29 protein-coding genes and 1 tRNA gene are annotated in these 25,389 nt (G+C 41.7%); 27 read left to right on the top strand and 3 right to left on the bottom strand.

Annotation, left to right across the window (positions count from 1 at the left end; all coding sequences use genetic code 11):
• Positions 1 to 32 precede the first annotated feature (32 nt).
• The 6 genes from cdaA to PAN94_RS04735 all read left to right on the top strand — a co-directional run bounded on the left by cdaA (position 33) and on the right by PAN94_RS04735 (position 4,862).
• Entirely contained in the window at positions 33 to 890 is an 858-nt protein-coding gene (cdaA, locus tag PAN94_RS04760) for a diadenylate cyclase CdaA (RefSeq protein ID WP_125370609.1), read from the top strand.
• On the top strand, positions 877 to 1,626 hold the full coding sequence (locus PAN94_RS04755) for a CdaR family protein (protein WP_285874886.1): 750 nt from the start codon (positions 877 to 879) through the stop codon (positions 1,624 to 1,626). Before cdaA ends, PAN94_RS04755 begins: the two co-directional genes overlap by 14 nt.
• Positions 1,627 to 1,655: 29 nt before the next feature.
• Positions 1,656 to 3,008 carry a phosphoglucosamine mutase gene (gene glmM, locus PAN94_RS04750; RefSeq protein WP_285874885.1) on the top strand — a complete coding sequence of 451 codons (1,353 nt, stop codon included), beginning with the start codon at positions 1,656 to 1,658 and terminating at the stop codon, positions 3,006 to 3,008.
• Positions 3,009 to 3,203: 195 nt separating this feature from the next.
• Positions 3,204 to 3,332, top strand: a complete 129-nt coding sequence (locus PAN94_RS04745) for a DUF4044 domain-containing protein (protein ID WP_065426516.1) — start codon at positions 3,204 to 3,206, stop codon at positions 3,330 to 3,332.
• Positions 3,333 to 3,384: 52 nt separating this feature from the next.
• Positions 3,385 to 4,695: a GTPase ObgE gene (obgE, locus tag PAN94_RS04740; RefSeq protein WP_285874884.1), complete on the top strand. Its 1,311-nt coding sequence runs from the start codon at positions 3,385 to 3,387 to the stop codon at positions 4,693 to 4,695.
• An 11-nt stretch (positions 4,696 to 4,706) separates the two neighbouring features.
• Positions 4,707 to 4,862, top strand: a complete 156-nt coding sequence (locus PAN94_RS04735) for a hypothetical protein (protein WP_045499399.1) — start codon at positions 4,707 to 4,709, stop codon at positions 4,860 to 4,862.
• A 157-nt stretch (positions 4,863 to 5,019) separates the two neighbouring features.
• Here PAN94_RS04735 and PAN94_RS04730 read toward each other — a convergent pair whose 3' ends face one another.
• Together PAN94_RS04730 and PAN94_RS04725 are read right to left on the bottom strand one after the other, a co-directional pair.
• The gene (locus PAN94_RS04730; protein WP_048763695.1) at positions 5,020 to 5,262 is read right to left on the bottom strand and encodes a type B 50S ribosomal protein L31; all 243 of its coding nucleotides are present in this window, start codon (positions 5,260 to 5,262) and stop codon (positions 5,020 to 5,022) included.
• A 104-nt stretch (positions 5,263 to 5,366) separates the two neighbouring features.
• The gene (locus PAN94_RS04725; protein WP_285874883.1) at positions 5,367 to 6,302 is read right to left on the bottom strand and encodes a DHH family phosphoesterase; all 936 of its coding nucleotides are present in this window, start codon (positions 6,300 to 6,302) and stop codon (positions 5,367 to 5,369) included.
• 105 nt (positions 6,303 to 6,407) lie between these two features.
• Here PAN94_RS04725 and PAN94_RS04720 point away from each other — a divergent pair, with 105 nt between their 5' ends.
• The 10 genes from PAN94_RS04720 to PAN94_RS04675 all read left to right on the top strand — a co-directional run bounded on the left by PAN94_RS04720 (position 6,408) and on the right by PAN94_RS04675 (position 12,440).
• On the top strand, positions 6,408 to 6,848 hold the full coding sequence (locus PAN94_RS04720) for a flavodoxin (RefSeq protein ID WP_285874882.1): 441 nt from the start codon (positions 6,408 to 6,410) through the stop codon (positions 6,846 to 6,848).
• Between the two features lie 123 nt (positions 6,849 to 6,971).
• On the top strand, positions 6,972 to 8,354 hold the full coding sequence (gene sufB / locus PAN94_RS04715; RefSeq protein ID WP_285874881.1) for a Fe-S cluster assembly protein SufB: 1,383 nt from the start codon (positions 6,972 to 6,974) through the stop codon (positions 8,352 to 8,354).
• 221 nt (positions 8,355 to 8,575) lie between these two features.
• Positions 8,576 to 8,842, top strand: coding sequence for a chorismate mutase (locus tag PAN94_RS04710; RefSeq protein ID WP_285874880.1), 267 nt, complete (start codon positions 8,576 to 8,578; stop codon positions 8,840 to 8,842).
• A complete protein-coding gene (crcB, locus tag PAN94_RS04705; RefSeq protein WP_285874879.1) occupies positions 8,839 to 9,213 on the top strand; it encodes a fluoride efflux transporter CrcB in 375 nt (124 codons plus the stop codon). The genes PAN94_RS04710 and crcB (PAN94_RS04705) overlap by 4 nt, the downstream gene beginning before the upstream one ends.
• Complete coding sequence (gene crcB / locus PAN94_RS04700; protein WP_185760993.1) at positions 9,210 to 9,536, top strand: fluoride efflux transporter CrcB; 327 nt, start codon at positions 9,210 to 9,212, stop codon at positions 9,534 to 9,536. Before crcB (PAN94_RS04705) ends, crcB (PAN94_RS04700) begins: the two co-directional genes overlap by 4 nt.
• Positions 9,537 to 9,654: 118 nt before the next feature.
• Complete coding sequence (rplS, locus tag PAN94_RS04695) at positions 9,655 to 10,002, top strand: 50S ribosomal protein L19 (protein WP_005590628.1); 348 nt, start codon at positions 9,655 to 9,657, stop codon at positions 10,000 to 10,002.
• 40 nt (positions 10,003 to 10,042) lie between these two features.
• Positions 10,043 to 10,114 (top strand) — tRNA-Arg (locus tag PAN94_RS04690).
• A 186-nt stretch (positions 10,115 to 10,300) separates the two neighbouring features.
• A complete protein-coding gene (locus PAN94_RS04685; RefSeq protein WP_061909465.1) occupies positions 10,301 to 10,942 on the top strand; it encodes an amino acid ABC transporter permease in 642 nt (213 codons plus the stop codon).
• Positions 10,943 to 10,950: 8 nt separating this feature from the next.
• Positions 10,951 to 11,580: an amino acid ABC transporter ATP-binding protein gene (locus PAN94_RS04680; protein WP_285874877.1), complete on the top strand. Its 630-nt coding sequence runs from the start codon at positions 10,951 to 10,953 to the stop codon at positions 11,578 to 11,580.
• 11 nt (positions 11,581 to 11,591) lie between these two features.
• Positions 11,592 to 12,440, top strand: a complete 849-nt coding sequence (locus PAN94_RS04675; protein ID WP_285874876.1) for an amino acid ABC transporter substrate-binding protein — start codon at positions 11,592 to 11,594, stop codon at positions 12,438 to 12,440.
• Positions 12,441 to 12,447: 7 nt separating this feature from the next.
• On the opposite strand, the gene PAN94_RS04670 is transcribed toward PAN94_RS04675, so the two are convergent.
• A complete protein-coding gene (locus tag PAN94_RS04670; protein ID WP_285874875.1) occupies positions 12,448 to 13,638 on the bottom strand; it encodes a cation diffusion facilitator family transporter in 1,191 nt (396 codons plus the stop codon).
• A 146-nt stretch (positions 13,639 to 13,784) separates the two neighbouring features.
• On the opposite strand from PAN94_RS04670, the gene pcrA reads away from it, so the two are divergent.
• The 11 genes from pcrA (at position 13,785) to PAN94_RS04615 (ending at position 25,385) form a co-directional block, all read left to right on the top strand.
• Positions 13,785 to 16,073: a DNA helicase PcrA gene (gene pcrA, locus PAN94_RS04665; RefSeq protein ID WP_285874873.1), complete on the top strand. Its 2,289-nt coding sequence runs from the start codon at positions 13,785 to 13,787 to the stop codon at positions 16,071 to 16,073.
• A complete protein-coding gene (locus PAN94_RS04660) occupies positions 16,070 to 16,468 on the top strand; it encodes an NUDIX hydrolase (RefSeq protein ID WP_285874872.1) in 399 nt (132 codons plus the stop codon). The genes pcrA and PAN94_RS04660 overlap by 4 nt, the downstream gene beginning before the upstream one ends.
• A 98-nt stretch (positions 16,469 to 16,566) precedes the next feature.
• Positions 16,567 to 17,847, top strand: coding sequence for an O-acetylhomoserine aminocarboxypropyltransferase/cysteine synthase family protein (locus PAN94_RS04655; RefSeq protein WP_285874870.1), 1,281 nt, complete (start codon positions 16,567 to 16,569; stop codon positions 17,845 to 17,847).
• 98 nt (positions 17,848 to 17,945) lie between these two features.
• Complete coding sequence (locus tag PAN94_RS04650) at positions 17,946 to 18,872, top strand: glycosyltransferase family 2 protein (RefSeq protein ID WP_285874869.1); 927 nt, start codon at positions 17,946 to 17,948, stop codon at positions 18,870 to 18,872.
• A gap of 54 nt (positions 18,873 to 18,926) precedes the next feature.
• Entirely contained in the window at positions 18,927 to 20,150 is a 1,224-nt protein-coding gene (locus PAN94_RS04645; protein ID WP_285874868.1) for a beta-carotene 15,15'-monooxygenase, read from the top strand.
• A gap of 109 nt (positions 20,151 to 20,259) precedes the next feature.
• Entirely contained in the window at positions 20,260 to 21,114 is an 855-nt protein-coding gene (gene rfbD, locus PAN94_RS04640; protein WP_285874864.1) for a dTDP-4-dehydrorhamnose reductase, read from the top strand.
• A gap of 113 nt (positions 21,115 to 21,227) precedes the next feature.
• Positions 21,228 to 22,505 (top strand): lipopolysaccharide biosynthesis protein, encoded by a 1,278-nt coding sequence (locus tag PAN94_RS04635; RefSeq protein WP_285874862.1) that lies wholly within the window; start codon positions 21,228 to 21,230, stop codon positions 22,503 to 22,505.
• A 6-nt stretch (positions 22,506 to 22,511) separates the two neighbouring features.
• Complete coding sequence (locus PAN94_RS04630) at positions 22,512 to 23,504, top strand: glycosyltransferase family 8 protein (RefSeq protein WP_285874860.1); 993 nt, start codon at positions 22,512 to 22,514, stop codon at positions 23,502 to 23,504.
• A 36-nt stretch (positions 23,505 to 23,540) separates the two neighbouring features.
• The gene (locus tag PAN94_RS04625) at positions 23,541 to 24,257 is read left to right on the top strand and encodes a glycosyltransferase family 2 protein (protein ID WP_285874859.1); all 717 of its coding nucleotides are present in this window, start codon (positions 23,541 to 23,543) and stop codon (positions 24,255 to 24,257) included.
• Positions 24,257 to 24,616 carry a DUF2304 domain-containing protein gene (locus PAN94_RS04620; RefSeq protein WP_285874857.1) on the top strand — a complete coding sequence of 120 codons (360 nt, stop codon included), beginning with the start codon at positions 24,257 to 24,259 and terminating at the stop codon, positions 24,614 to 24,616. Before PAN94_RS04625 ends, PAN94_RS04620 begins: the two co-directional genes overlap by 1 nt.
• Positions 24,606 to 25,385, top strand: a complete 780-nt coding sequence (locus tag PAN94_RS04615) for a glycosyltransferase family 2 protein (protein ID WP_285874856.1) — start codon at positions 24,606 to 24,608, stop codon at positions 25,383 to 25,385. The genes PAN94_RS04620 and PAN94_RS04615 overlap by 11 nt, the downstream gene beginning before the upstream one ends.
• Positions 25,386 to 25,389: the final 4 nt, after the last annotated feature.

Below are 25,389 nucleotides of genomic sequence, written 5' to 3'. Positions count from 1 at the left end.
TGTTTGTTTTTGACTGGGAGGGCCACTATGCAATGAACTTTCAACAATTAACCAATCTCCAATACTGGGCTAATGTATTCAGTAATCCTTGGAATATTTTAATCAACATTATTGATATTGCTTTAGTCACCTGGATTTTATATCATTTTACTAAAGCAATTGCCGGAACCAAAATTATGATTCTGGTTCGGGGAGTGCTCTTCTTTATCTTGGCACAGTTTTTAGCGAATATCATTGGTTTGACGACCATTTCATGGTTGATCAATCAGGTTATTACCTACGGGGTCATTGCGGCAGTGGTGATTTTCTCGCCTGAGATTCGGACTGGTCTTGAAAAGTTGGGTAGAGCAACCGAGATTTTTTCAGCCACGCCAGTCAGCAGTGAGGAAAAATTGATTCAAGCCTTTGTTAAGGCAGTAGCTTACATGAGTCCGCGTAAGATCGGTGCCTTGGTGGCTATTCAGGGCGCTCGAACGTTGCAGGAATACATTGCAACGGGAATCCCACTGGATGCGGATATCTCTGGGGAACTGTTGATCAATATTTTCATTCCTAATACGCCTCTGCATGATGGGGCAGTTATTATCAAAGATAATAAGATCGCTGCCTCTTGTGCCTATTTGCCGCTTACAGAAAGCACAGGTATTTCCAAGGAATTTGGGACTCGGCACCGGGCTGCGATTGGCCTTTCAGAAGTTTCAGATGCTTTTACTTTTGTCGTGTCTGAGGAGACAGGCGGTATTTCTACGACACATAATGGAGTCTTCAAGCATGACTTGAGTTTGAGCGAGTTCGAATCACAACTGCGGGAAGTTCTCTTATCAGACAAGCATGAGAAAATGAGCCTAAAGAATCGTATCCTAGGAGGATGGAAGAATGAAACAAAGTAAAAAAATTCTCTATATTATCTCCTCCTTATTTTTTGCTTTGGTTTTGTTTATTTATGCGACGTCTAGTAGTTTTCAAAATAGTATCAGCATTCGCCAAGTGACCTCGGAAACTTATAGTAATACGATTCCTAATGTCCCGATTGATATCAAGTATGATAGTGAGCGGTACTTCATTAGCGGCTTTACCTCCGAAGCTAGTGTTGTTTTGACGGGTTCTAATAGAGTGGCTTTAAGTAGCGAAATGCAAGAGAGTACACGGAAGTTCCATGTGGTAGCGGATTTATCCAATGCATCAGAAGGAACAGTCGAGGTGCAGCTGAAAGTCGAAAATCTACCTAGCGGCCTGTCTGCTACGGTCAATCCGCAAAAAATTTCAGTCAAGATAGGTAAGAAAGCAAGCAAGAAAGTGCCAGTGAAGTATCTCATCACAGGCAGTCAAGTTGCAGAAGATATCTCTATCACAAATGTGAGCTTGGAGCACGAAGAAGTGACAGTGACAAGCGATGAAGAAACTTTGGAAAAAGTTAATCATGTCGCAGCAGTCTTACCAAGCAACGTCACTATTTCAGGAAATTATAGTGGGGCAGCTTCCTTGCAGGCCATGGATGCCAATGGGAATGTTTTGCCAAGTGTTGTGACACCGTTTGAAACAACGATGAAAGTTACGACCAAAACCACACATTCGAATTCGTCAAGCTCCAAATCGAGCTCAAGTTCGAGTTCATCTAGTAAATAAATGCAAGATTTGAAAGGAAAATTTTAAAAATGGGTAAATATTTTGGAACCGATGGTGTTCGTGGAGAAGCTAATGTGGAATTAACGCCGGAATTGGCCTTTAAACTGGGCCGTTTTGGTGGATATGTTCTGAGCCAACACGAAAGTGAAGTTCCTCGGGTATTTGTTGGCCGTGATACGCGCATTTCGGGAGAAATGCTGGAGAGTGCCTTGATTGCAGGTCTGCTTTCTGTAGGGATTCACGTCTACAAACTTGGTGTGATTGCTACTCCAGGTGTTGCTTACTTGGTTAAATCCGAAAAAGCTAGCGCGGGTGTCATGATTTCGGCTAGCCACAATCCTGCTCTTGATAACGGTATCAAATTCTTTGGTGGCGATGGTTATAAACTGGATGATGAGCGCGAACTTGAAATCGAAGCTTTGCTAGACGCAGCAGAAGATACCCTTCCTCGCCCAAGTGCTGAAGGCTTAGGAAAAGTCATGGATTATCCAGAAGGCCTGCGTAAGTACCAACAATATCTTGTTTCAACAGGTTTAGATCTTGAAGGAATGCACGTTGCCCTTGATACAGCAAATGGCGCTGCTTCAACCAGCGCCCGTCAAATTTTTGCTGATTTGGGTGCCCAGCTGACTGTTATCGGAGAGAATCCAGATGGCCTCAACATTAACTTAAATGTAGGCTCTACTCATCCAGAAGGCTTACAAGAAACAGTCCGTGAATCAGGAGCAGCGATTGGACTTGCCTTTGATGGTGATAGTGACCGTTTGATTGCCGTTGATGAAAATGGCGATATTGTAGATGGTGATAAGATTATGTACATCATCGGCAAGTATCTTTCTGAAAAAGGCCAATTGGCTCAAAATACAATTGTGACTACCGTTATGTCCAACCTTGGTTTCCATAAAGCCTTGGAGCGCGAAGGCATCAATAAAGTAGTGACTGCCGTTGGTGACCGCTATGTGGTAGAAGAAATGCGCAAGAACGGTTATAATCTAGGCGGTGAGCAATCTGGTCATGTCATTATCATGGATTATAATACTACTGGTGATGGTCAATTGTCAGCGGTACAATTAACCAAAGTGATGAAAGAAACTGGTAAGAGTTTGTCTGAACTTGCATCAGAAGTGACCATTTACCCACAAAAATTGGTTAATATTCGTGTCGAAAATGCTATGAAAGATAAGGCAATGGAAGTACCGGCTATCAGAGACATTATTAAAAAAATGGAAACTGAAATGGCAGGAAACGGCCGTATCCTTGTCCGTCCAAGCGGAACAGAACCGCTTCTGCGTGTCATGGCTGAAGCGCCAACTCACGGAGAAGTGGACTACTATGTGGACACAATTGCGAATGTTGTCCGTGCTGAAATTGGTATCGAATAAAAGTCAAAAGATTGGAGAAGTCTCCTATTTGGAGTGAGTTCTTCAATCTTTTTAAATTATTTTCATAAATATCCTTTAGGATTCTTTGGCTAATGGAGTAAAACCTCTCTTTTTCTTTTTCATCTCGTAAATATTTGAAAAAGTATGCTAATCGTGTTAAAATATAGGGAGTAATCTAGGAATTGAGGTAATAAAGTGGCTTTTGGAGATAACGGACAACGTAAAAAAACAGGATTTGAAAAATTGACAATGCTGGTCGTGGTAATCATGTTACTTGTAACGATTGGTGCAATTTTTGCACAAGCTATCGGCGTAATCTTCTAATCCTAAACGCTGCAAGGCGTTTTTTTAGAGTAAAAAAGAAGCGAGAATTTATATGAGTATGTTTTTAGATACAGCCAAGGTTCAGGTCAAGGCTGGCAAAGGCGGCGATGGCATGGTGGCTTTTCGCCGAGAAAAATATGTACCCAATGGCGGACCTTGGGGCGGCGATGGCGGTCGTGGTGGTGATGTGATTTTTGTCGTGGACGAAGGACTGCGTACCTTGATGGATTTCCGTTATAATCGTCATTTCAAGGCTCAATCAGGCGAAAAAGGAATGACCAAGGGAATGCATGGTCGAGGAGCAGAGGATTTGATTGTCCGTGTACCACAGGGGACGACTGTGCGTGATGCTGAAACTGGCAAGGTCATTACGGATTTGATCGAGCACGGTCAACGTTTCGTCGTAGCGCATGGTGGTCGTGGTGGTCGTGGCAATATTCGCTTTGCTACACCTAAAAATCCTGCTCCGGAAATTTCTGAAAATGGGGAGCCCGGTCAGGAAAGAGAATTACTGCTGGAGCTAAAAGTACTGGCCGATGTTGGTCTGGTCGGTTTTCCTTCAGTTGGGAAATCAACCCTTCTGAGTGTGATTACATCAGCTAAGCCGAAAATTGGAGCTTATCACTTTACCACGATTGTCCCTAATCTGGGCATGGTTCGGACTCAGTCTGGAGAATCCTTTGCTGTAGCCGATCTGCCAGGTTTGATCGAAGGAGCCAGTCAGGGAGTGGGCCTAGGTACCCAGTTTCTTCGTCATATCGAGCGGACACGGGTCATTTTACACGTTATTGATATGTCTGCCAGTGAGGGACGCGATCCATATGAGGATTACCTTGCGATCAATAAGGAGTTGGAATCCTATAATTTGCGCTTGATGGAACGGCCGCAGATTATTGTAGCCAACAAGATGGATATGCCTGATAGCGCAGAAAATTTGAAAGAATTCAAGAAAAAACTGGCTGCTAACTATGATGAATTTGAAGAGTTGCCGCAGATTTTCCCTATTTCTAGTCTGACCAAGCAGGGGCTTGCCACGCTCTTGGATGCGACGGCTGAGCTGCTGGATAAGACACCTGAGTTTCTGCTTTATGAAGAATCCGATATGGAAGACGAGGCTTATTATGGCTTTGATGAAGAAGCACCAGCCTTCGAAATCTCTCGTGATGATGATGCTACATGGGTGCTTTCAGGTGATAAACTAGAAAAACTCTTTACAATGACCAACTTTGACCGCGATGAGTCCATCATGAAATTCTCTCGTCAGTTGCGCGGTATGGGCGTTGACGAAGCACTTCGTGCGCGTGGTGCCAAGGACGGAGATTTGGTGCGCATTGGTAAGTTTGAGTTTGAATTTGTTGACTAAGGAGATATGTAATGGGTGATAAACCAATATCTTTTCGAGACGAAAATGGCAACTTTGTCTCAGCAGCAGATGTTTGGAATGCAAAAAAGCTGGAAGAACTCTTTAATCGGCTAAATCCAAATCGCAAACTTCGCCTTGAGCGAGAAAAACTGAAAGAAAATCAATAATTGAAACCAATCCTTTGAGATGAAGGAATGAGTGACAGTAGTCATGCTGCCTCATTCCAGATTTCAAAGGATTTTCTATTTGAAAAATAAAAAAAGCCAAATCCGATTTCTCGGATTTGGCTTCGTATTAACATTTGTTTTAATGTCAATACGTTTCTTATTTGAGACCGTATTTTTTGTTGAAACGATCCACACGTCCATCTGCTTGAGTGAACTTTTGACGTCCAGTGTAGAATGGGTGTGAGTCTGATGAAATTTCGACACGGATCAATGGGTAAGTTTCACCTTCGAATTCAACAGTTTCGTTTGAACGTTTAGTTGAACCGCTAAGGAACTTGTAGCCAGTAGTAGTGTCCATAAATACAACTTGACGGTATTCTGGATGAATATCTTTTCTCATTTTAAAAAATCCTTTCTGCCATGGACTCTTTGCGAGCCATAGATTAGTTACTTTGATAGTTTATCAAATTCTAAATGATTTGACAAGTCTTTTGGATGATTTTCTTACTTTTTTGCACTTTCTTTTAATTTTTGATAAATTAAGTCCACTTCATCTTTGGAATAAGCATTGGCACCGCTGGCAAGTGGGTGGCCACCTCCATTATGTTGTTTGGCAATTTCATTGATTGGAGTAAACTTACTGCGCATTCGCACACGATAATGGCCGTCAGGCTGTTCGACAAAGATGGCCCACATCTGGACATCTTCGATTCGTCCGGGTGCAGCTACAATGGCTGAAGTATCAGCATCTGTCAGCTGATTTTCTTTCAATAACTGCTGAGATAGGATAACGCGCGCAGCACCATTCTCATCAATTTCTAGATTATCGTAAACATAACCTTGCAGTTTGGCAACTTGATGGGTGATGGAGTCCATTTTTCGAGAAAGCTCTGAAAAATTAAAAGCGTATTGGCGAAGTTTGCCAGCTACCTCAAATGTGTGTGCAGTAGTCGCTGGATAGAGGAAGCGCCCTGTATCCCCAACAATGCCAGCATAAAGAAGTTTAGCGATATAGTCATTTACTTCTAAGTGATTTTCGAAGGCAAAAAGAGCGATAATTTCGCTTGTGCTACTAGCATCTGTATCAACCAGCAGCAAATCTCCGTAGGCATCATCGTTGGGATGATGGTCGATTTTAATCAAAAAGTCGCCTGTACTGTAGCGCTGATCATCAATGCGGGGAGTGTTGGCTGTATCGCACACGATTACCAAGGCCTGCTCATAGTCCACATCTGTTACCTCATCCATCTTTGCTAGCCAAGTAAGACTAGGCTCGTTGTAACCCGTTACTTTGATGGATTTTTCAGGAAAGTTGAGCTGGAGAAGTTTTTGTAAGCCGACTTGACTGCCAATTGCATCTGGGTCAGGGCGCATGTGGCGGTGGATGATAATTTTATCGTATTCCTTAATTTTTTTCAGAATTTTACTATAGATACTCATTGTAAACCTCTTAAACTTTCTCTAGTTATTGTAGCACAAGAATTTTTATTTTTAAAATAAAAAAGATGTGTTATAATGAATGAAGATTATAATTTGGAGGGAACTATGACCTTAGCGAAAATTGTATTTGCCAGTATGACTGGAAACACCGAGGAAATTGCCGATATTGTGGCGGATAAGCTAAGAGAACTAGATGTAGAAGTTGAAGTGGACGAGTGTACCACTGTCGATGCAGAAGATTTCTTGGAAGCGGATATTACGATTGTAGCGACCTATACCTACGGTGACGGTGAGCTGCCTGATGAAATGATGGACTTCTACGAAGACTTATCTGGATTGGACTTGTCTGGCAAGGTCTACGGAGTGGTCGGTTCAGGAGATACTTTTTATGATGAATTCTGCAAGGCTGTTGATGACTTTGATGCTGTTTTTGCGGCTACAGGAGCAGTGAAAGGTTCAGAATGTGTCAAAGTAGATCTTTCTGCAGAAGAAGATGATATTGAGCGCTTGGAAGCATTTGCGGAAGAGTTAGTAGGTAAAGTTTAAAATGACAATATGGGAAGCGGCTGTGGCCGTTTTTCTTTTCTTAAAGTATTATTTTCTGACAATTCTCATGATTAGGAGTATAATATAAGTAAGCGTTATCCCTTAGATAAAGGAGGAGTTCCTATGAAAGAACGCGACTATGCCTTTGGCTTTCATGATGATGTCAAGCCGCTCTTTTCGACTGGTAAAGGTTTGACCGAAGAAGTGGTTCGAGAAATCTCAGAAATCAAGAATGAGCCCCGGTGGATGTTGGATTATCGCCTCCGCTCTTTGGAACTTTTTCATAAGCTACCCATGCCCGACTTTGGACCAGATTTATCAGGTATTCGCTTTGATGATATTATCTACTACCAAAAACTAAGCGGAGATCGGGCTCGCAGTTGGGATGAAGTTCCAGAGGAGATTAAGAAAACCTTTGACCGCTTGGGAATTCCAGAAGCTGAGAAGCAGTTTCTGTCTGGAGCTGTGGCCCAGTACGAATCGGAAGTGGTTTATCATAATATGAAGGAAGAGTTTGCCAAGCTGGGGATTATCTTTACTGATACGGATACGGCTGTTCAGGAATATCCGGACTTGGTCAAGCAGTATTTTGGTACTGTGATTTCAAATGCTGAGCATAAATTTTCTGCTCTTAATAGTGCAGTTTGGTCCGGCGGAACCTTTATCTATGTGCCTAAGAACGTCCAGTGCCAAGTTCCTGTTCAGACCTATTTTCGTATCAATGGTGAAAATGCTGGCCAGTTTGAGCGCTCTTTGATGATTATCGAGGAGGGTGGTTCTATCCAGTACATCGAGGGCTGTACAGCACCGACTTACACAAGCAATAGTCTTCATGCGGCAAATGTCGAAATCATTGTCAAAAAGGATGCCTTTTTCCGCTATACAACCATTCAAAACTGGTCGGACAATGTCTATAACCTGGTAACGGAGCGGGGGATTGTTGATGAAGGCGGCACCTTAGAGTGGATTGATGGGAACTTAGGTAGCAAGGTCAATATGAAATATCCCTGCAGCATTCTTAATGGCCGCAACGCAAGAACTTCTATCCTCTCCATGTCCTTTGCCAACTATGGCCAGCACTTGGATGCAGGTTGTAAGGTTTTTCATAATGCGCCCAAGACTTCCAGTACTTTGATTTCTAAATCAGTGGCTAAGGATGGCGGCAAGACAGACTATCGTGGTCAGGTTCGCTTTGGCAAGAATAGTGCAGGTTCCAAATCTCATATCGAGTGCGATACCATTCTCATGGATGGCGAGTCTAGTTCCGACACCATTCCTTTTAATGAAATCCATAATTCCAATGTTGCCCTAGAGCATGAAGCCAAGGTTTCCAAAGTATCTGAGGACCAGCTCTACTACCTGATGAGCCGAGGAATCAGCGAAGAAGAAGCCACAGCAATGATTATCAACGGATTTATGGAACCCATTACTAAGGAACTTCCAATGGAATACGCCATCGAACTCAACCAACTCATCAACATGAGCATGGAAGGGTCCGTTGGCTAAAACAGTCCAGAATCTAAGGTTCGGGAAACCTTTTTAATCTGTAGATATAGACTCGCTTTTGCGATATCCCCTTAATCTAAGGTTGCTTTAGGTTGCAGATAAAAACTCGCTTAAGCGAGTTTTCTTTTAATTTAAGGTCCAATGACCCTTTTTTATTTAGGATAAAACTAGAACATTTTACTATTTTTTGATATGATAGATAGAATATGAGGAGGAATGAGATGACGTTAGAAGAAATCAGACAGGAAATTGACCAAGTAGATGACGCACTTGTTGCCTTACTAGAGCAGCGTATGAATCTGGTTGGCCAAGTTGTGGCTTTTAAAAAATCGAATGGGAAGGCCGTCGCAGATCCTAAGCGAGAAGAAAGGATCTTTGCTAGAGTTGCGAGCAAGATTGAAAATAAGGACTATCAAGAAACGATTCTTGCGACCTTTGCGGACATCCTAAAGCATTCACGTGCTTTTCAGGAGAAGCAAATAAGATGAGTGAAGTAAAAAATTCTTTAGCAATCTTCCTAGCAGCGATGCTAGGCGGTTTACTCCGTTATCAATGCTCTTCCTTTTTCACATTCACGGGACATTTTCCGTTACCGACACTTTTGGTCAACTATTTGGGAACTTTCTTGTTAGTCTATTTAGTTAAAGGCTATCTCAGTCGCAAGCAAGTTTCTAAGCATTTGTTATTGGCTTTGTCGACGGGATTTTGTGGCGGCTTGACGACTTTTTCTAGTCTTCTATTAGATTCGCTCAAATTGCTGGATTTAGGCCGTTATCCAGAATTGCTCCTATATCTTGTTTTGAGTATCGGCGGCAGCCTTTGCATTGCTTTATGGGCTGGAAGGAAGGTGACCGCATGATTTGGTTTTTGCTCATTGCTTGCGGTCTAGGAGCTCTTGTCCGTTACTTTTTTTCTAAGGTTAATAGCAGAGCTGCTTTGCCAATAGGCACCTTGATGGCTAATGTACTGGGAGCCTTTTTGATTGGATATTTTTATAACCATATCCAAGATAAACAGCTGTATAGCATATTGGCAACAGGCTTCTGTGGCGGTTTAACAACTCTCTCCACCTTTAATGCGGAATTAGCAGAGCTGTTTTCAGATAAGAAGAAATTTAGCCTCTATCTGATGCTGACCTACTTTTTAGGATTTTTAGCCATTCTTTTAGGAATTTTTATCTAAAAATCTTTACTTTTGCTAGAATTTTGATATAATATACTTTGTGCATAAATGGATGCACTAAAAAAACGGCTAATCCGCTGTCGCCTAGAACTACAAGATTAGCAAGATAGGAGAAAAAATGAATCCATTAATCCAAAGCTTGACTGAAGGTCAACTTCGCTCAGATATCCCTGCATTCCGTCCTGGTGACACTGTCCGCGTTCACGCGAAAGTTGTCGAAGGAACTCGCGAACGTATCCAGATCTTTGAAGGTGTCGTTATCGCTCGTAAAGGTGCTGGAATCTCAGAAAACTACACAGTTCGTAAAATCTCTAACGGTGTAGGTGTTGAACGTACTTTCCCAATCCACACTCCACGTGTTGATAAGATTGAAGTCGTTCGTTACGGTAAAGTTCGTCGTGCTAAATTGTACTACCTTCGTGCATTGCAAGGTAAGGCAGCGCGTATCAAAGAAATCCGTCGTTAATATCAGAAATGACTCTGTCACTTGGCAGAGTTTTTCTCTAGTCCCCTTAGTTCAATGGATATAACAACTCCCTCCTAAGGAGTAGTTGCTGGTTCGATTCCGGCAGGGGACATTAAACAACACTTAAAACCCTTGATTAACAAGGGTTTTTGTTATATTTGACCCAAATCTGCCCCAAAAGTTTCAAAAATCTTTCTTATTCGACTTCGATTTTTGTGCTATAAATTTTTTGCAATATTTGCTTGTATTTTCCTGAGATTCTGCTATAATGGTAAAATATTTATTTAGGAGGAAGAGAATGAGCTATATTTTGGAAATTTTACCTAGTCTTCTAAGTGGAGCGGCAACTACCTTGCAAGTGTTTGCTTTGGTCTTGGTTTTTTCGATTCCTTTAGGAATTATGCTGGCATTTTCAATGCAAATTCGCTTGAAGCCTCTGCAATGGCTGCTTAATATTTACATTTGGATCATGCGCGGGACGCCGCTTTTATTGCAGTTAATCTTTATTTACTATGTGTTGCCAAGTATCGGCATTCGGCTGGATCGGATTCCTGCAGCGATTATTGCCTTTACATTAAACTACGCGGCTTATTTTGCGGAGATCTTTCGCGGAGGCATTTCTTCCATTCCGACTGGACAGTATGAAGCTGCGAAGGTTTTGAAATTTACTCCTGTTCAGACGATTCGCCTGATTATTTTGCCGCAGGTCGTAAAAATTGTGCTACCTAGTGTCTTTAATGAAGTCATGACTTTGGTGAAAGACACCTCTTTGGTTTATGCTTTAGGCATTTCAGATTTGATTTTGGCTAGTCGTACAGCGGCCAACCGAGATGCCAGTCTGGCACCGATGTTTGTTGCAGGCTTGATTTATTTACTCTTAATCGGTTTGGCTACGCTGGTTGCAAAACAGGTCGAAAAGAAATTTAGTTATTATAAGTAGGTGCTATTATGTTAGAATTACGAAATATTAGTAAAAAATTTGGTGATAAGCAGATTCTAAAGGATTTTAATTTGATTGTGCCTGAAAAGCAAGTATTGGCCATTGTTGGACCATCGGGCGGAGGGAAGACGACCCTTCTGCGAATGCTGGCAGGCTTGGAGACAATTGATTCGGGACAAGTAATTTATAATGGAGAGACTTTGGATGTTGCTGAACTTGAAAAGCGCAATCTTCTAGGTTTTGTTTTTCAAGATTTTCAGCTCTTTCCCCATTTGTCTGTCTTGGAAAACTTGACCTTATCACCAATATATACAATGAACGTTTCCAAAGAAGAAGCTGAAGAGAAGGCGCAGGACTTATTGGCCCGCTTAGGCTTGTCCGAGCATGCCGAGGCCTATCCTTATTCGCTGTCAGGCGGGCAAAAACAGCGGGTCGCTTTGGCTCGTGCTATGATGATCAATCCAGAGATTATCGGATATGATGAGCCGACTTCTGCCTTGGATCCTGCCTTACGCTTGGAAGTAGAAAAACTCATCCTCCAAAATCGGGAAATGGGGATGACACAGATTGTGGTCACACATGATTTGCAGTTTGCGGAAAACATTGCGGATTCTATTCTAAAAGTCACACCAAAATAAGGGAGGCCCAGATGAAACTAAAGAATATTCTTTTGGCCTGTTTGACCTTGATCCTAACTTTTCTGCTCGGTGGTTGTAGTTCCAATGTCAGTGATCCCAGCTTGGATAACTGGAGTAAGTATGAGGAGAAAAAACAGATTACAATCGGCTTTGATAATACCTTTGTCCCCATGGGATTTGAGCAAAAAGATGGCACTTATGAAGGATTTGACATTGATTTGGCCAACGCTGTTTTTGAGGAATATGGAATTAAGGTGAAATGGCAGCCGATTGATTGGGATATGAAAGAAACAGAGTTGACCAACGGTACGATTGACCTTATCTGGAATGGCTATTCCGCGACGGATGAGAGAAGGGAAAAGGTAGAATTTACCATTCCTTATATGAGAAATGAGCAGGTTTTGGTCAGCAAAAAGTCCTCTCATATCTCACAGGCCAGTGATATGGCAGGAAAAGTATTGGGTGCACAAGCAGGATCTTCTGGCTACATAGCTTTTGAAAGTAATCCTAAAATTTTGAAAACCATTGTCAAAAATCATACAGCGACTCAGTACCAGAGCTTTAACGAGGCGTTGATTGACTTGCAAAACGACCGGATTGATGGTCTCTTGATTGACCGTGTTTATGCTAATTATTATCTGACAGAAGAAGGAATTTTAGATCAGTATTCAGTCTTTTCAGTTGGATTTGAGAGCGAGGACTTTGCGGTCGGGGCTAGAAAGGCGGACCGTACTTTAGTTGAAAAAGTAAATACTGCTTTTGGAAAATTATACCAAGAGGGAAAATTCCAGAAAATCGCTGAGAAGTGGTTTGGAGAGGATATTTCGACAGACCAAGTGAAAGCATATAAAAACAACTAGCAGAAAACTAGTTGTTTTTTCGTGTTTCTTGGTGAAAGATATTTTGCCAGACTTCGTGGCGGCGCCAGAGGCTAGTATGGATGACATCCCCGATTTGATAGCGAATCAGCTTGGTCTTTTGGCTGACGGATGTAATTTCTAAATTTTTGATAGGAGAAGTTTGGGCTCTCTCTAGTTGAAATTCCTCTTTGTTTAGCTGGCGACCATCTTGGGAAATGTAGACAAAATCAGAGGAAAGAAGCGCCTCCAATTGCCTGCCTTGGTCGACCAATTGCTCACGCATCAGGAGCTTTTGATAGACATTATCCAGAATCTCATCTTCAGGAATCGGAGCTGGCTCAATATGAATATCAATGTCGAAGACGCCAAAGTCTTCCTTGAGCATATCCTCCACCTGATCAGCGATTTCGTGACTTTCAAAGACGGAGAGGTCGGGATTCATTTCCAGTATAATATCCAAATAGATATTGCTACCATAGGTCCGACCACGCTGGGACTTGACGCGTGTGATTTTAGGGATTTCCAGAATAGCGCGCTTGTAATCGTCTAAAAGGTCCTGATCAAAGCCATCTGACAGACTGAAGGAGGACTCTATAAAGATGTCATAGGCTGTTTTTAGAATGAAAAACGTAATAACGATGGCTGCTAGCTTATCAACGATAGGGAATTTCAGGGAGCTGGCAATAATGGCAACAGATGTGCCTAGAGAAGTGATAGCATCCGAGAGATTGTCCTTGGCGGCCGCATCTAGAGCTTTGGATTTCACTCTTTTAGCTAGATTTTTATTGTAAAGATAAACACCGAACATGATGATAGCCGACACAATTCCGACAACAGCTCCCACAGGATCAATCAAGGTTTCTTCCTTGTTAATGATTTTTTGAGCCGTATCAATGAGGACATTGAAGCCGACAAAAAACATGATGAAAGAGGTAATCAGACTGGCCAAATCTTCAATCTTCCAATGGCCGAAGCGGTGGTCCTTATCCGCTGGTTTTCGCGCCATGCGCAGGCCAATTAGGACTGCTAGATTGGCAACGATATCGGAGACGTTGTTGAAACCATCCGCCGTCAAACTAGAGGATGTCAGTGCTGCACCTGCAATGATTTTTGTAACGGATAGGCCAATGTAGGTGGCAATTGCTAGGAGGGCGCCTCGTTCGGCAAGTTTGAGATTGTCACTTGGATGATTGTTCATGGTTGCCCCTTTCTAAACTATTATTATAACTTTTTCACACTTGGATTTCAAATGAGGTAGTTGCCTTTTCGATAACAAATTCGCTCGAATTTTGATATAATGGAAGCATTGATTTTCAGTTTGATGTTATATTGAAAGGATAGAAGATGAATCCCTTATTAAACGGTATGAATGACCGTCAGGCCGAAGCGGTCCAGACGACAGAAGGCCCCTTGTTGATTATGGCGGGGGCTGGTTCAGGAAAGACTCGTGTCTTGACTCACCGCATCGCCTATTTGATTGATGAGAAGATGGTCAATCCTTGGAATATCCTAGCCATTACCTTTACCAATAAGGCAGCGCGGGAGATGAAGGAACGAGCAGCAGCACTCAATCCAGCCACCCAAGATTGCTTAATCGCCACCTTCCACTCCATGTGTGTACGTATTTTGCGACGAGAAGCTGATCATATTGGCTACAACCGCAACTTCACCATTGTTGATCCGGGTGAGCAGCGAACTTTGATGAAACGGATTCTCAAAAATCTCAATCTGGATCCTAAAAAGTGGAATGAGCGCGCCATTCTAGGGACCATTTCCAATGCCAAGAACGACCTGATTGATGAGGTGGCCTATGCAAATATGGCTGGTGATATGTACACAGAGATTGTAGCCAAGTGCTACACGGCCTATCAAAAGGAATTGCGTCAGTCAGAGGCCATGGATTTTGACGATTTGATTATGCTGACTTTGAGCCTTTTTGACCAAAATCCTGACGTCCTAACCTACTACCAGCAACGTTACCAGTACATCCATGTGGACGAGTATCAAGATACCAACCACGCCCAGTACCAGCTGGTCAAGCTCTTGGCTTCCCGCTTTAAGAATATCTGTGTGGTCGGAGATGCGGACCAGTCTATCTATGGCTGGCGGGGAGCCGATATGCAGAATATCCTGGACTTTGAAAAGGATTATCCAGAAGCTAAGGTAGTCCTGCTTGAGGAAAATTATCGCTCGACTAAAACCATCCTTCAGGCAGCTAATGAAGTCATCCGAAACAATCGCAATCGCCGTCCGAAAAATCTCTGGACTCAAAACGAAGACGGTGAGGAAATTGTCTACTATCGGGCTAATGACGAGCAGGACGAGGCTCTCTTTGTCGCCCGAACTATTGATCAGCTGAGCCGAGAAGGCTACAGTCATAAGGATTTTGCAGTCCTTTATAGGACCAATGCCCAGTCACGGACGGTGGAAGAAGCCCTACTCAAGGCCAATATTCCTTATACTATGGTGGGCGGCACTAAGTTCTACAGCCGTAAAGAAATCCGTGATGTTATTTCTTATCTCAATCTCATCGCCAATCCTAGCGACAATATTAGCTATGAGCGCGTGGTAAATGAGCCCAAACGTGGTGTCGGGCCGGGAACGGTGGAGAAAATTCGGGATTTTGCGGCTAGTCAAGAAATCTCTTTGCTAGAGGCGTCAGCTAATATCATGCTATCACCAGTCAAGGGCAAGGCGGCTCAAGCAGTCTATGAGTTTGCCAATCTGATACTCGACTTGCGGGATCGTTTGGATGACTATAGCGTGACTGAACTAGTCGAGCTTGTTTTGAAAAAAACAGGTTACTCAGCAGCTTTGGCAGCTCAGGCAACCTTGGAGAGCCAAGCTCGGATTGAAAATATCGAAGAATTCCTGTCTGTAACCAAGAACTTTGATGAAAATCCAGATAATCCTGCTGATGAGACTGGTCTGGATAAGCTCAGCCGTTTTCTTAATGACTTGGCCTTGATTGCAGACACAGATGATGAAGATATGGAGAGTTCCGAAGTGACTCTGATGACCCTCCATGCAGCCAAGGGATTGGAATTTCCAGTCGTTTTTCTGGTTGGTATGGAGGAAAATGTCTTCCCTCTGAGCCGAGCATCTGAAGATGAGGATGAGCTGGAAGAGGAGCGCCGTCTGGCCTATGTCGGCATCACCCGAGCTGAGAGGATTCTCTATCTGACCAATGCTAATTCTCGCCTGCTTTATGGTCGGACTAACTACAATCAGCCGACCCGTTTCTTGAGAGAAATCAGTTCAGACTTGCTAAACTATCAGGGACTGGCTCGACCAGCCAACAGCTCCTTTAAGGTTAGTTATACCAACAGCGATACTAGCAAATTCGGTCAGGGCATGAGTCTGGCTCAAGCCTTGCAGGAGAGGAAGCGTCAGGCGGCACCTAGTTCGATTTCTACAAACAGCCTGCCTTTTGGAAAGAGCAGTCAGAGCCAGCCATCTAAGCCAGAAGTTGCTTGGGCTATCGGAGATATTGCTCACCATAAGAAATGGGGCGATGGAACAGTTTTGGCAGTATCTGGCAGCGGCAACAGTCAAGAGCTCAAGATTAGTTTCCCAGAAGTCGGTCTGAAGAAAGTGCTGGCTAGCATAGCACCGATTGAGAAAAAATCATGATTAGGCAGTCGATTGAAGCCTGGATCTATCGTCCAGAGGATCGGGAAATCTTGCTCTTGAAAGTGGAGAATGAAACAGTTTCCTTTTGGCAGCCCATTACTGGTGGGATTGAGAGTGGTGAGAGTCCAGAAGAAGCCTGTCTTCGTGAAATAAAGGAAGAGACCGGCTTGCTCTTAGATTGTTCAAATCTGATTAGTCTTGGAGATTTTACGGTAAAGATTGATGAAAATCTGTCCATCCACAAAAATCTCTTTCTAGTTCTAACTGAACAGAAGGCAATCCAGATTTCTGATGAGCATGTAGATGCTCAGTGGGTGGCTTTAGACAAAGTTTCATCGCAGTTGTATTGGCCCAGCAATCAAGCGACTTTTGAGATTATATCTGAGAAGCTATAAGATATAGCTTCTCTTTATTTCTTTTGATAAGGAAATTCTATTAGTCAAGCGGGGCGTTTAGTGGTAGACTTATCACATAACTATAGTGAGGTGACCTTATGACACGTGAATTCAAATTTGAAACTTTGCAGCTTCATGCCGGACAGACAGTTGACCCGACAACCAAGTCACGGGCTCTGCCTATTTACCAGACAACTTCCTATGTGTTTGACGATACTCAGGAGGGAGAAGATCTTTTTGCCCTACGCAAACCGGGCAATATCTACACTCGGATTGCCAATCCGACCCTGTCTGCTTTTGAGGAGCGGATTGCGGCTTTGGAAGGTGGGGTTGGAGCTCTAGCAACAGCTTCTGGTATGGCAGCTGTTACCTACACTATTCTAGCCTTGGCGCATGCTGGCGACCATGTAGTAGCAGCCTCTACCATCTACGGTGGCACCTTTAATCTGCTTAAGGAAACCCTCCCTCGCTATGGCATTACCACGACTTTTGTTGATATTGAAAATCTGGCTGAAGTAGAAGCGGCCATTCAGGACAATACCAAGTTGGTTTTGATTGAAAGTTTGGGCAATCCGCTGATTAATATCCCTGACTTTGATGCTTTGGCAGAGCTGGTTCATGCTCATAAAATTCCGCTGATTTCCGACAATACCTTTGCCACGCCTTATCTGATCAATGTCTTTTCTCATGGTGTGGACATCGCGGTGCATTCTGCGACCAAGTTTATCGGCGGTCATGGAACCAGCATTGGAGGTGTGATTGTGGACAGCGGTCGTTTTGACTGGGAAGCTTCTGGCAAGTTTCCGCAGTTTGTGGACCCGGACCCGAGCTATCATGATATCAGTTATACACGTGATGTCGGAGCAGCAGCCTTTGTTACTGCTGTCCGGACCCAGCTCTTGCGCGATACAGGCGCATCCATGTCTCCCTTCAATGCTTTTCTCTTCCTGCAGGGGTTGGAAACTCTCTCTTTGCGTGTAGAACGCCATGTGTCCAATGCCGAGAAGATTGTGGAATTCTTAGCAGGGCATTCTAAGGTCGAGCAGGTCAATTATCCCAAGCTTGCTGACAGTCCTTATCATGCTCTGGCAGAAAAATATTTCCCTAAAGGCGTGGGCTCTATCTTCACCTTTAATGTCAAAGGTGGGGAGAAAGAAGCTCGAAAGGTTATTGACAGCCTAGAGATTTTCTCCGACTTGGCAAATGTAGCAGATGCTAAGTCCCTGGTCGTCCATCCAGCTACGACGACTCATGGTCAGATGTCGCCAGAGGCTCAACTGGCAGCAGGCATCACACCAAATCAAATCCGACTCTCTATCGGCTTGGAAAATGTGGATGACTTGATAGAGGATTTGAGAATAGCTTTGGAAACTATTTAAATTTTAAGGTCTCTAGACTAAGCAAATAAGATTAAAACTAGGTTTTCGCCTAGTTTTTTGTTATAATGAAAGATATTAAAAAATAGCAGGTAATCAAAGTGACAATTTCAGTGATTGTTCCGTGCTTCAATGAAGAAGAGTCTATTCCTTTGTTTCATGAAGCTATGGAAGCGGTGAAATATCAAATCCGTGACCAGTTTGAATATATTTTTGTCAATGACGGATCGACTGATCGGACCTTGACTGTTTTACGTGAGCTCAGCAGTCGCTGTCCAGTTGTGCACTATCTGTCCTTTTCTCGTAATTTTGGAAAAGAAGCAGCGCTTTACGCTGGTTTACAAGAGGCGAGTGGAGATTTAGTGACGGTCATGGATGTAGATTTGCAGGATCCGCCCGAGCTTCTGATTGAGATGAAGGCAATGCTGGACATGAATCCCGAGCTAGACTGCGTAGGAACCCGTCGGACTACTCGCGAGGGAGAGCCGCCAATTCGAAGCTTTTTTGCCAATTTGTTTTACAAGCTGATTAACAAGATTAGCCAAGTCGAGATGGTAGATGGTGCGCGTGACTTCCGACTGATGCGCCGTCAGATGGTAGACGCTATTCTGGAAGTTTCAGAGTACAATCGCTTCTCTAAGGGAATTTTTGCCTGGGTCGGTTTCAATACCGAATACTTGGAATATAAAAATGTCGAACGAGTGGCTGGCAAGACCTCTTGGAATTTCTGGTCTCTTTTCAACTATTCTTTGGAAGGTATCGTCAATTTCTCTGATGCACCGCTCAACATCGCCTTTTTAGGAGGTATCCTGTCTTGGATTTTAGCCTTTATCCTAATGGCGGTAATTATTATCCGTACCTTGGTTTTTGGTGATCCGACATCTGGCTGGCCATCCCTTATGACCGTCATTTTACTCATCGGTGGCTTCCAGCTACTGACCATCGGTATCCTAGGCAAATACATTGGCAAAATCTTCATGGAAACAAAGAAACGCCCTGTTTATGTGATTAAGGAGAAGAGTAAGTGAGTCTTTGAGAGAGTTTTTGAGCTTAAGTGACTCTTATTTAGCTGAGGAGAGATTGTGAAAAATAAAAAAATTAATATTGTCTTATGCTTGTCTTCGTTTATTTATACGATACAGTTTTACATCAATAATAAAATCACCCCAGTAGGAGACCAAACAGCATTTTTAGAATATGCTAAGGAATTTCATTACAATTATTTATTCTTTGGGATTGATCGTTATTTCACTTGGAGCAGTAGATTACTCATTGAATCAGCCACCTTATTATTTTCCGTTCACGAAAAGCTGTTTATAGCAGCAGCCTTTCTGGCAACTCTGCTTTTGGTCTATGCTTTAAGGAAGCTGACTCCCTCCTTGCCTTGGCTGCCAGCTTTACTTATTTTTATATTCCTTCCAGCGACGGAATTTTTAAGTGCGGGTTCTATTCCGACCTATGTTAATTACATTTTCCCTGCTTCCTTGTTGCTTTTCGCACTTTTTTGCAGAGAATCTAAAAATATTTGGATTAATATGGCTAGCCTTTTGTGCTTTTTAGTTGCTATCATGCAGGAACAATTAGCAGTCTATGCTTTTTTATGGCTTCTGTTTGAAACTGTCCTTGCGAAGAAAGATAAAACCCCTTTACTGGGTAATCTATGCTATTTGGCACTAAGCGCTTTAGGAATCTTATCAGCCAAGCTGTCTCCGGGGAATGCTCTGCGTTTGGAAAAGAACATTGTCAGTTGGTTCCCAAACTTTCCTAACTTGAATATCTTCCAAAAGATTGGGCTTGGCTTTCTGGAGACAGGAGATAATCTGCTTTCCACGTCCTTTGCCTTTGTGATGGTCTTCTTGCTTGTGCTCTTTGTTTATGCTCTTCATAAGAAAAATGTAACGGCCATAGCTCTGAGCGGTTTTGTTATGTTCAATATTTTTTCACAAAAAATGGGCTGGAATACTATTTTTGGTACCTTAACAGGTATCAGTAAAGCAGCCAGAGAATCAGGGACATTTTCTTTTAATATCACGTATATGAGCGCGGTAGCTTTTTATGGCTTGCTGCTATTAATGATTCTTTACGCTTTATGGCTTGTAGTTTCTGACTGTAAAGAAAAGATATGGCTGACCTATTTGTTTGTAATTGGCTTTATTGGCCGCATGGTCATTTCATTATCTCCCACTCTCTATGCATCAAGCACTCGAACTTTTTTGCCTCTGATGATAAGTCTATTCATTATTACTTGCAGATTGTTGTATCACTTATATACAGAATATCAAAAGCGGCAAGAGGATGTTCTCTAGATTATACTATTAAGTATATTTTCCGATAGGGATTCGATCAAGCAGATTTTTTCTGCTTTTTTTGGTATAATAAATTCATCGAATTTTTATGATCTGAAAGGAAAGACAAATGATTTTAATTACAGGTGCGAATGGACAGCTGGGTACAGAGCTTCGCTATCTTTTGGATGAGCGCAATGAGGAGTATGTGGCTGTTGATGTGGCGGAAATGGATATTACCAATGCCCAAATGGTGGACAAGGTCTTTGCGGAAGTCAAGCCAAGCTTGGTTTATCACTGCGCAGCCTATACTGCAGTTGATGCGGCTGAGGACGAAGGAAAAGAGCTGGACTATGCCATCAATGTGACAGGGACCGAAAATGTTGCAAAAGCAGCAGAAGCACACGGAGCAACCTTGGTCTACATCTCAACAGACTATGTCTTTGACGGACAAAAGCCTGTCGGAGAGGAATGGGAAGTAGATGACCGGCCGGATCCGCAGACAGAGTATGGCCGTACCAAGCGCATGGGTGAGGAGCTGGTTGAGAAATATTCCAGCCGTTTCTATATTATCCGTACTGCCTGGGTCTTTGGCAACTACGGTAAAAACTTTGTCTTTACCATGCAAAATCTTGCCAAGACGCACAAAACTCTGACTGTAGTCAATGACCAGCATGGCCGTCCGACATGGACTCGTACGCTGGCTGAATTTATGACCTATCTAGCTGAAAATCAAAAGGAATTTGGTTATTACCATCTATCTAATGATGCAGCAGAGGACACAACTTGGTATGACTTTGCCGTGGAAATTCTCAAAGATACGGATGTGGAAGTCCAGCCGGTTGATTCTAGCAAGTTCCCAGCCAAGGCTAAACGGCCTTTCAACTCAACTATGAGTTTGGCTAAGGCTAAGGCTACAGGCTTTGTCATTCCAACTTGGCAGGATGCTTTGAAAGAGTTTTACAAGCAGGATAAAAAACACTGATATCTATCAAAAGGACCGTTGAGTCCTTTTTTGATGGCTATTTAACAGTGGCTTTTCACATTTCATGGAAAGTATAGTATAATAAGAACTAGAACATAATTGGAGAAGACAGAATGTCCCAGAAATCAGAAATTTCACTACCGTCAGTTAAGAGCAATTATATATGGAACATGCTGGGGACAGTCTCATCATCGTTGATATCAGTCGTCTTGCTTCTACTTGCTTCTAGATTTCTAGATTCAAGAGATTCTGATATATTTAGTATTGCTTATGCTCTTGGGCAGCAATTCTTTGTTTTAGGTTATTTTCAAGTTAGAAATCTGCAATCTACGGATGTAAAAGAAAGATACCAATTTGCTTCTTATCATAACACGAGACTTTTTACGGTCTTTTTGATGATTTTTACATCGTTTATCTATACTCTATGGCAAGGGTATGATGTTTATAAATCTAGTATTATTTTATTGCTTGTTCTTTATCGGGCTATAGATGCGTATTCAGATGTTTTTCAAGGATTATTTCAGCAAAAAAATAGATCAGACTTGGCTGGAAAGGTGCAATTCTATAGGAGCTGGATTTGCATGTTACTATTTGCAATAGTCCTGTTGTTTACAAAATCATTGATGGTAGCTAGTATTGTTATTTGCTGTGCGAATTTCATTCTGACCTTCCCCTTAGATTTCAGAAACTGTAGATTACATTTTTCTCAGGAAAAGTTTTCGCCTAAACTCCATGATGACAGAAAAAATGTGTATTCTATTTTAAAAAATAGTTTTCCCTTGTTTTTAAATGGATTTTTGATAACGTATATCTATAACGAGCCAAAAATTGATATTGATTACCTTTTGACAAATGGCTATTTTTCATCTGGGGTTCAAAGAGACTTTAATGTTCTATTCATGCCTGTCTTTGTCCTATCCCTTTTATTCTTCGTCCTGAGACCGTTGACCACACAGCTTTCTATTTATTGGAACGAGAAGAAATTTACACTATTTTTCAAACAGGTCAATACGCTATATCTAGTAATGACTGTTTTAGGAGTTGTTATTGTTGTTTTGGGTTATCTGATTGGTACAGAAGTGCTTGGAGCTGTTTATGGTATCCGATTACAGGAGTATAAGCTTCCTTTCACTATACTACTTATAGGTGGCATTTTGAATGTTTTTGCTCTAGTAGTTGATATCATTATGACCATCTTTAGAAAACAGCATTATCTGATGATAGCCTATTTATTGACATTTGCTGTTTCAAAATCTATTACCTTACCATTTATCCGTGACCAAAAATTGCTCGGAGCTGCTAATTCCTTTTTAATCTCCATGTGCGTCTTTTATGCAACAAGTCTGATTATTTATGGCGTTGTTAAAAATCAGGAAAAAAGAAAGAAGTAGGATTCTATGAATATCTTATTTACATTAAATGATGCGTTTGTACCTCAAGTTGCAACCTGTATGTGTTCTCTATTTGAGAATAATAAATCTGCTGAGAATATTACAGTATATTTAATTGGCGAGAGGATAAGCCAAGAGAATCAAAATAAATTAAAAGAATTCGCTAAAAGTTACGATAGAAAAGTTTGTATTATTTCTATAAATAATATCGCAGACTATATTGACTTTGATTTTGATACAAACGGTTGGTCTTCAATTATTTTAGCACGTCTTTTTTTAGATAAGCTTCTTCCACAAGAAGTTGATAGGATCTTATATCTCGATGGAGATACACTAGTTCTAGAAGATTTAGGTTCATTGTTTTATAGCGACTTAGGAGATAAGGTAATAGGTATGTGTCCTGAACCAACTGTCGATAAGTCAAGAAAGGAATTTCTAGCTTTGAAAGAGCATCCCTATCATAATTCGGGTGTCCTATTGATCGATCTAAAAAAATGGCGTAGGGAAGAGATTGGTAAAAAGGTCATAGAATTTTATCAATTTCATGAAGGGAAGCTATTCGCACCAGACCAAGATGCCTTAAATGGAGCCTTGAAAGAGCAAATTTTTACCTTGCCAATTTCCTTTAATTATTTTAATATTTATGATGTCTATCCTTATAAAACGTTGAGTGAATTAAGTAAGCCAACTAAGTTTATGTCTCAGGAAGATTTTAATCATTTTCGGAAAGCACCTACAATTATTCACTATCTAGGTGAAGAGAGACCTTGGCGGAAGGGGAATACACATAGATTTAAAAAGGAGTACCTCTATTATCTACACAAAACTCCATGGAAGGATACACCAATGGAAGAAGGTTGGCAGCTGTATTTTGTTTGTTTTAGAATCTTTAATATTGTTATGAAGCCTTTTCCAATGCTAAGATATAAGATTATCAATTCCCTAATTCCGAGCTTTATGAAATATAGAAAAAAACAGTTGCAGAAAAACAAAAAATAATGTGATGACATGTTATAGAAAGAATAGATTAAATTAATGAAAGTTTTAATGATAATTCCTGCTTATAATGAGGAAGAAAGTATTTTAAATACGGTTATGAGCATTGTAGAATATCGGAAGAAAGTTGATTTTGACTTAGACTACGTAGTTATCAATGATGGGTCAGTTGATAGAACCAAGGATATTTTGGATAGCCATCATCTGAATGCCATTCATTTGGTTATGAATTTAGGGATTGGCGGAGCTGTTCAGACCGGCTATAAGTATGCATTTGAGGAGAATTATGATGTGGCCGTACAGTTTGATGGAGATGGTCAGCATGATATTGAGTCACTGGATGCTTTGCTGGAGCCTATTCGTCGTCAGCAGGCGGATTTGGTTGTTGGTTCTCGTTTTATTGGTGACAAGTCTTCAGAATTTCAGACGACTTTTATGCGGCGATTTGGCATTACTATTATCTCAGCCTTTATTAAATTAACAACTGGTAAAAGGATTCTGGATACTACATCAGGCTATCGTTTGGCCAATCGAGACATTATTCGACAATTCGCTGCGCGCTATCCTATCAAGTACCCTGAACCAGAATCAATCGTCCATATCTTGAAGCGGAAATATAAAGTGGTGGAAGAACCAGCCAATATGTTTGAACGTGCAGGAGGAGTCTCTTCGATTACTCCGATTAAGTCCATTCGCTATATGATTGAAGTTTGCTCTTCGATCTTGATTGCTGCTTTTATGAAAGAGAGTGAATAATGTCCATTTTGTCTATTGTTATGCTAGTGGCTTCAATTTTATTCCTGTATTTCGTCTTTCGGAATATCAATCAAAACAATATTTTATTTGAGCAAGCCTTTATGTGGATTGTTATTGGCTTCGTGCTGATTATTATCTCTGTTTTTGATCGGATTCCAGTTTCTATTGCCAAATTGTTGGGCTTTGAGCTGACATCAAACTTTGTGATGTCTTTGGCTATCTTTTTCCTATTGATTATTGTTTTTTTACATACTATTTCCATTTCCAAGCAAAAGGAGCAAATCAAGCAGTTGGTGCAAGAACTGTCCATCATGAAGCAAAGAATGTCCAAGTTAGAGAGTGAAAAAGATGAAAAATAACCATACCTGGGTGATTTGCGCCTATGGCGAAAGTGAATTTTTAGAAGCTTGTATCCTGTCTTTGCAAGCTCAAACCTTGCCATCAAAGATTATCTGCTATAGCTCAACACCGTTGGATTCAATCAAGCAGCTGTGCCAGAAGCACGGTATTCCTTTTTATACGAAAGAAGGAGGCGGTATCGGTAAGGACTGGAATAATGCCCTTTCCTTTGTTGAGACTTCTTATGCTACCATTGCCCACCAGGATGACTACTATGAGCCTACTTATCTAGAAGCAGTGATGCAGAAGATAGAGCAGTCTAAGGATATTCTCATTGCCTATACAGACTACTTTGAAGAGAAAAATGGAGTCAAAATTCCAGCTAATACCAATCTGAAAATCAAAACTCTCATGCTTAAAACCTTGAATATGATGCCATCCAGTCGTTTTTGGAGAAATCGGGTGCTGGCTTTTGGCAATCCCATTTCCTGTCCAGCTGTGACTTACAATTTAGAGGCATTAAGGGATTTTCGATTTGATGAGGAAATGCGCGTGAGTCTGGATTGGTACGCTTGGTACAAGATTAGTGCCTATAAGGGTCGATTTGCTTATATTTCTGAGAAACTCATGTGCCACCGGATTCATGGAGAATCTGAAACAACCAAGACCATTTCAGATAATACTCGGACTAAAGAAGATTTGTTCATGTATCAGCTTTTCTGGCCTAAGTGGGTGGCTAATCTAATAAACAAAGCATATAAGAAGAGTCAAGATGCCAACTCAAATTAATATA

Origin of the sequence: Streptococcus sp. SC1, from assembly GCF_030272855.1 — a bacterium.
GTDB lineage: Bacteria > Bacillota > Bacilli > Lactobacillales > Streptococcaceae > Streptococcus.
This window is presented reverse-complemented; position numbering and strand designations above follow the sequence as displayed.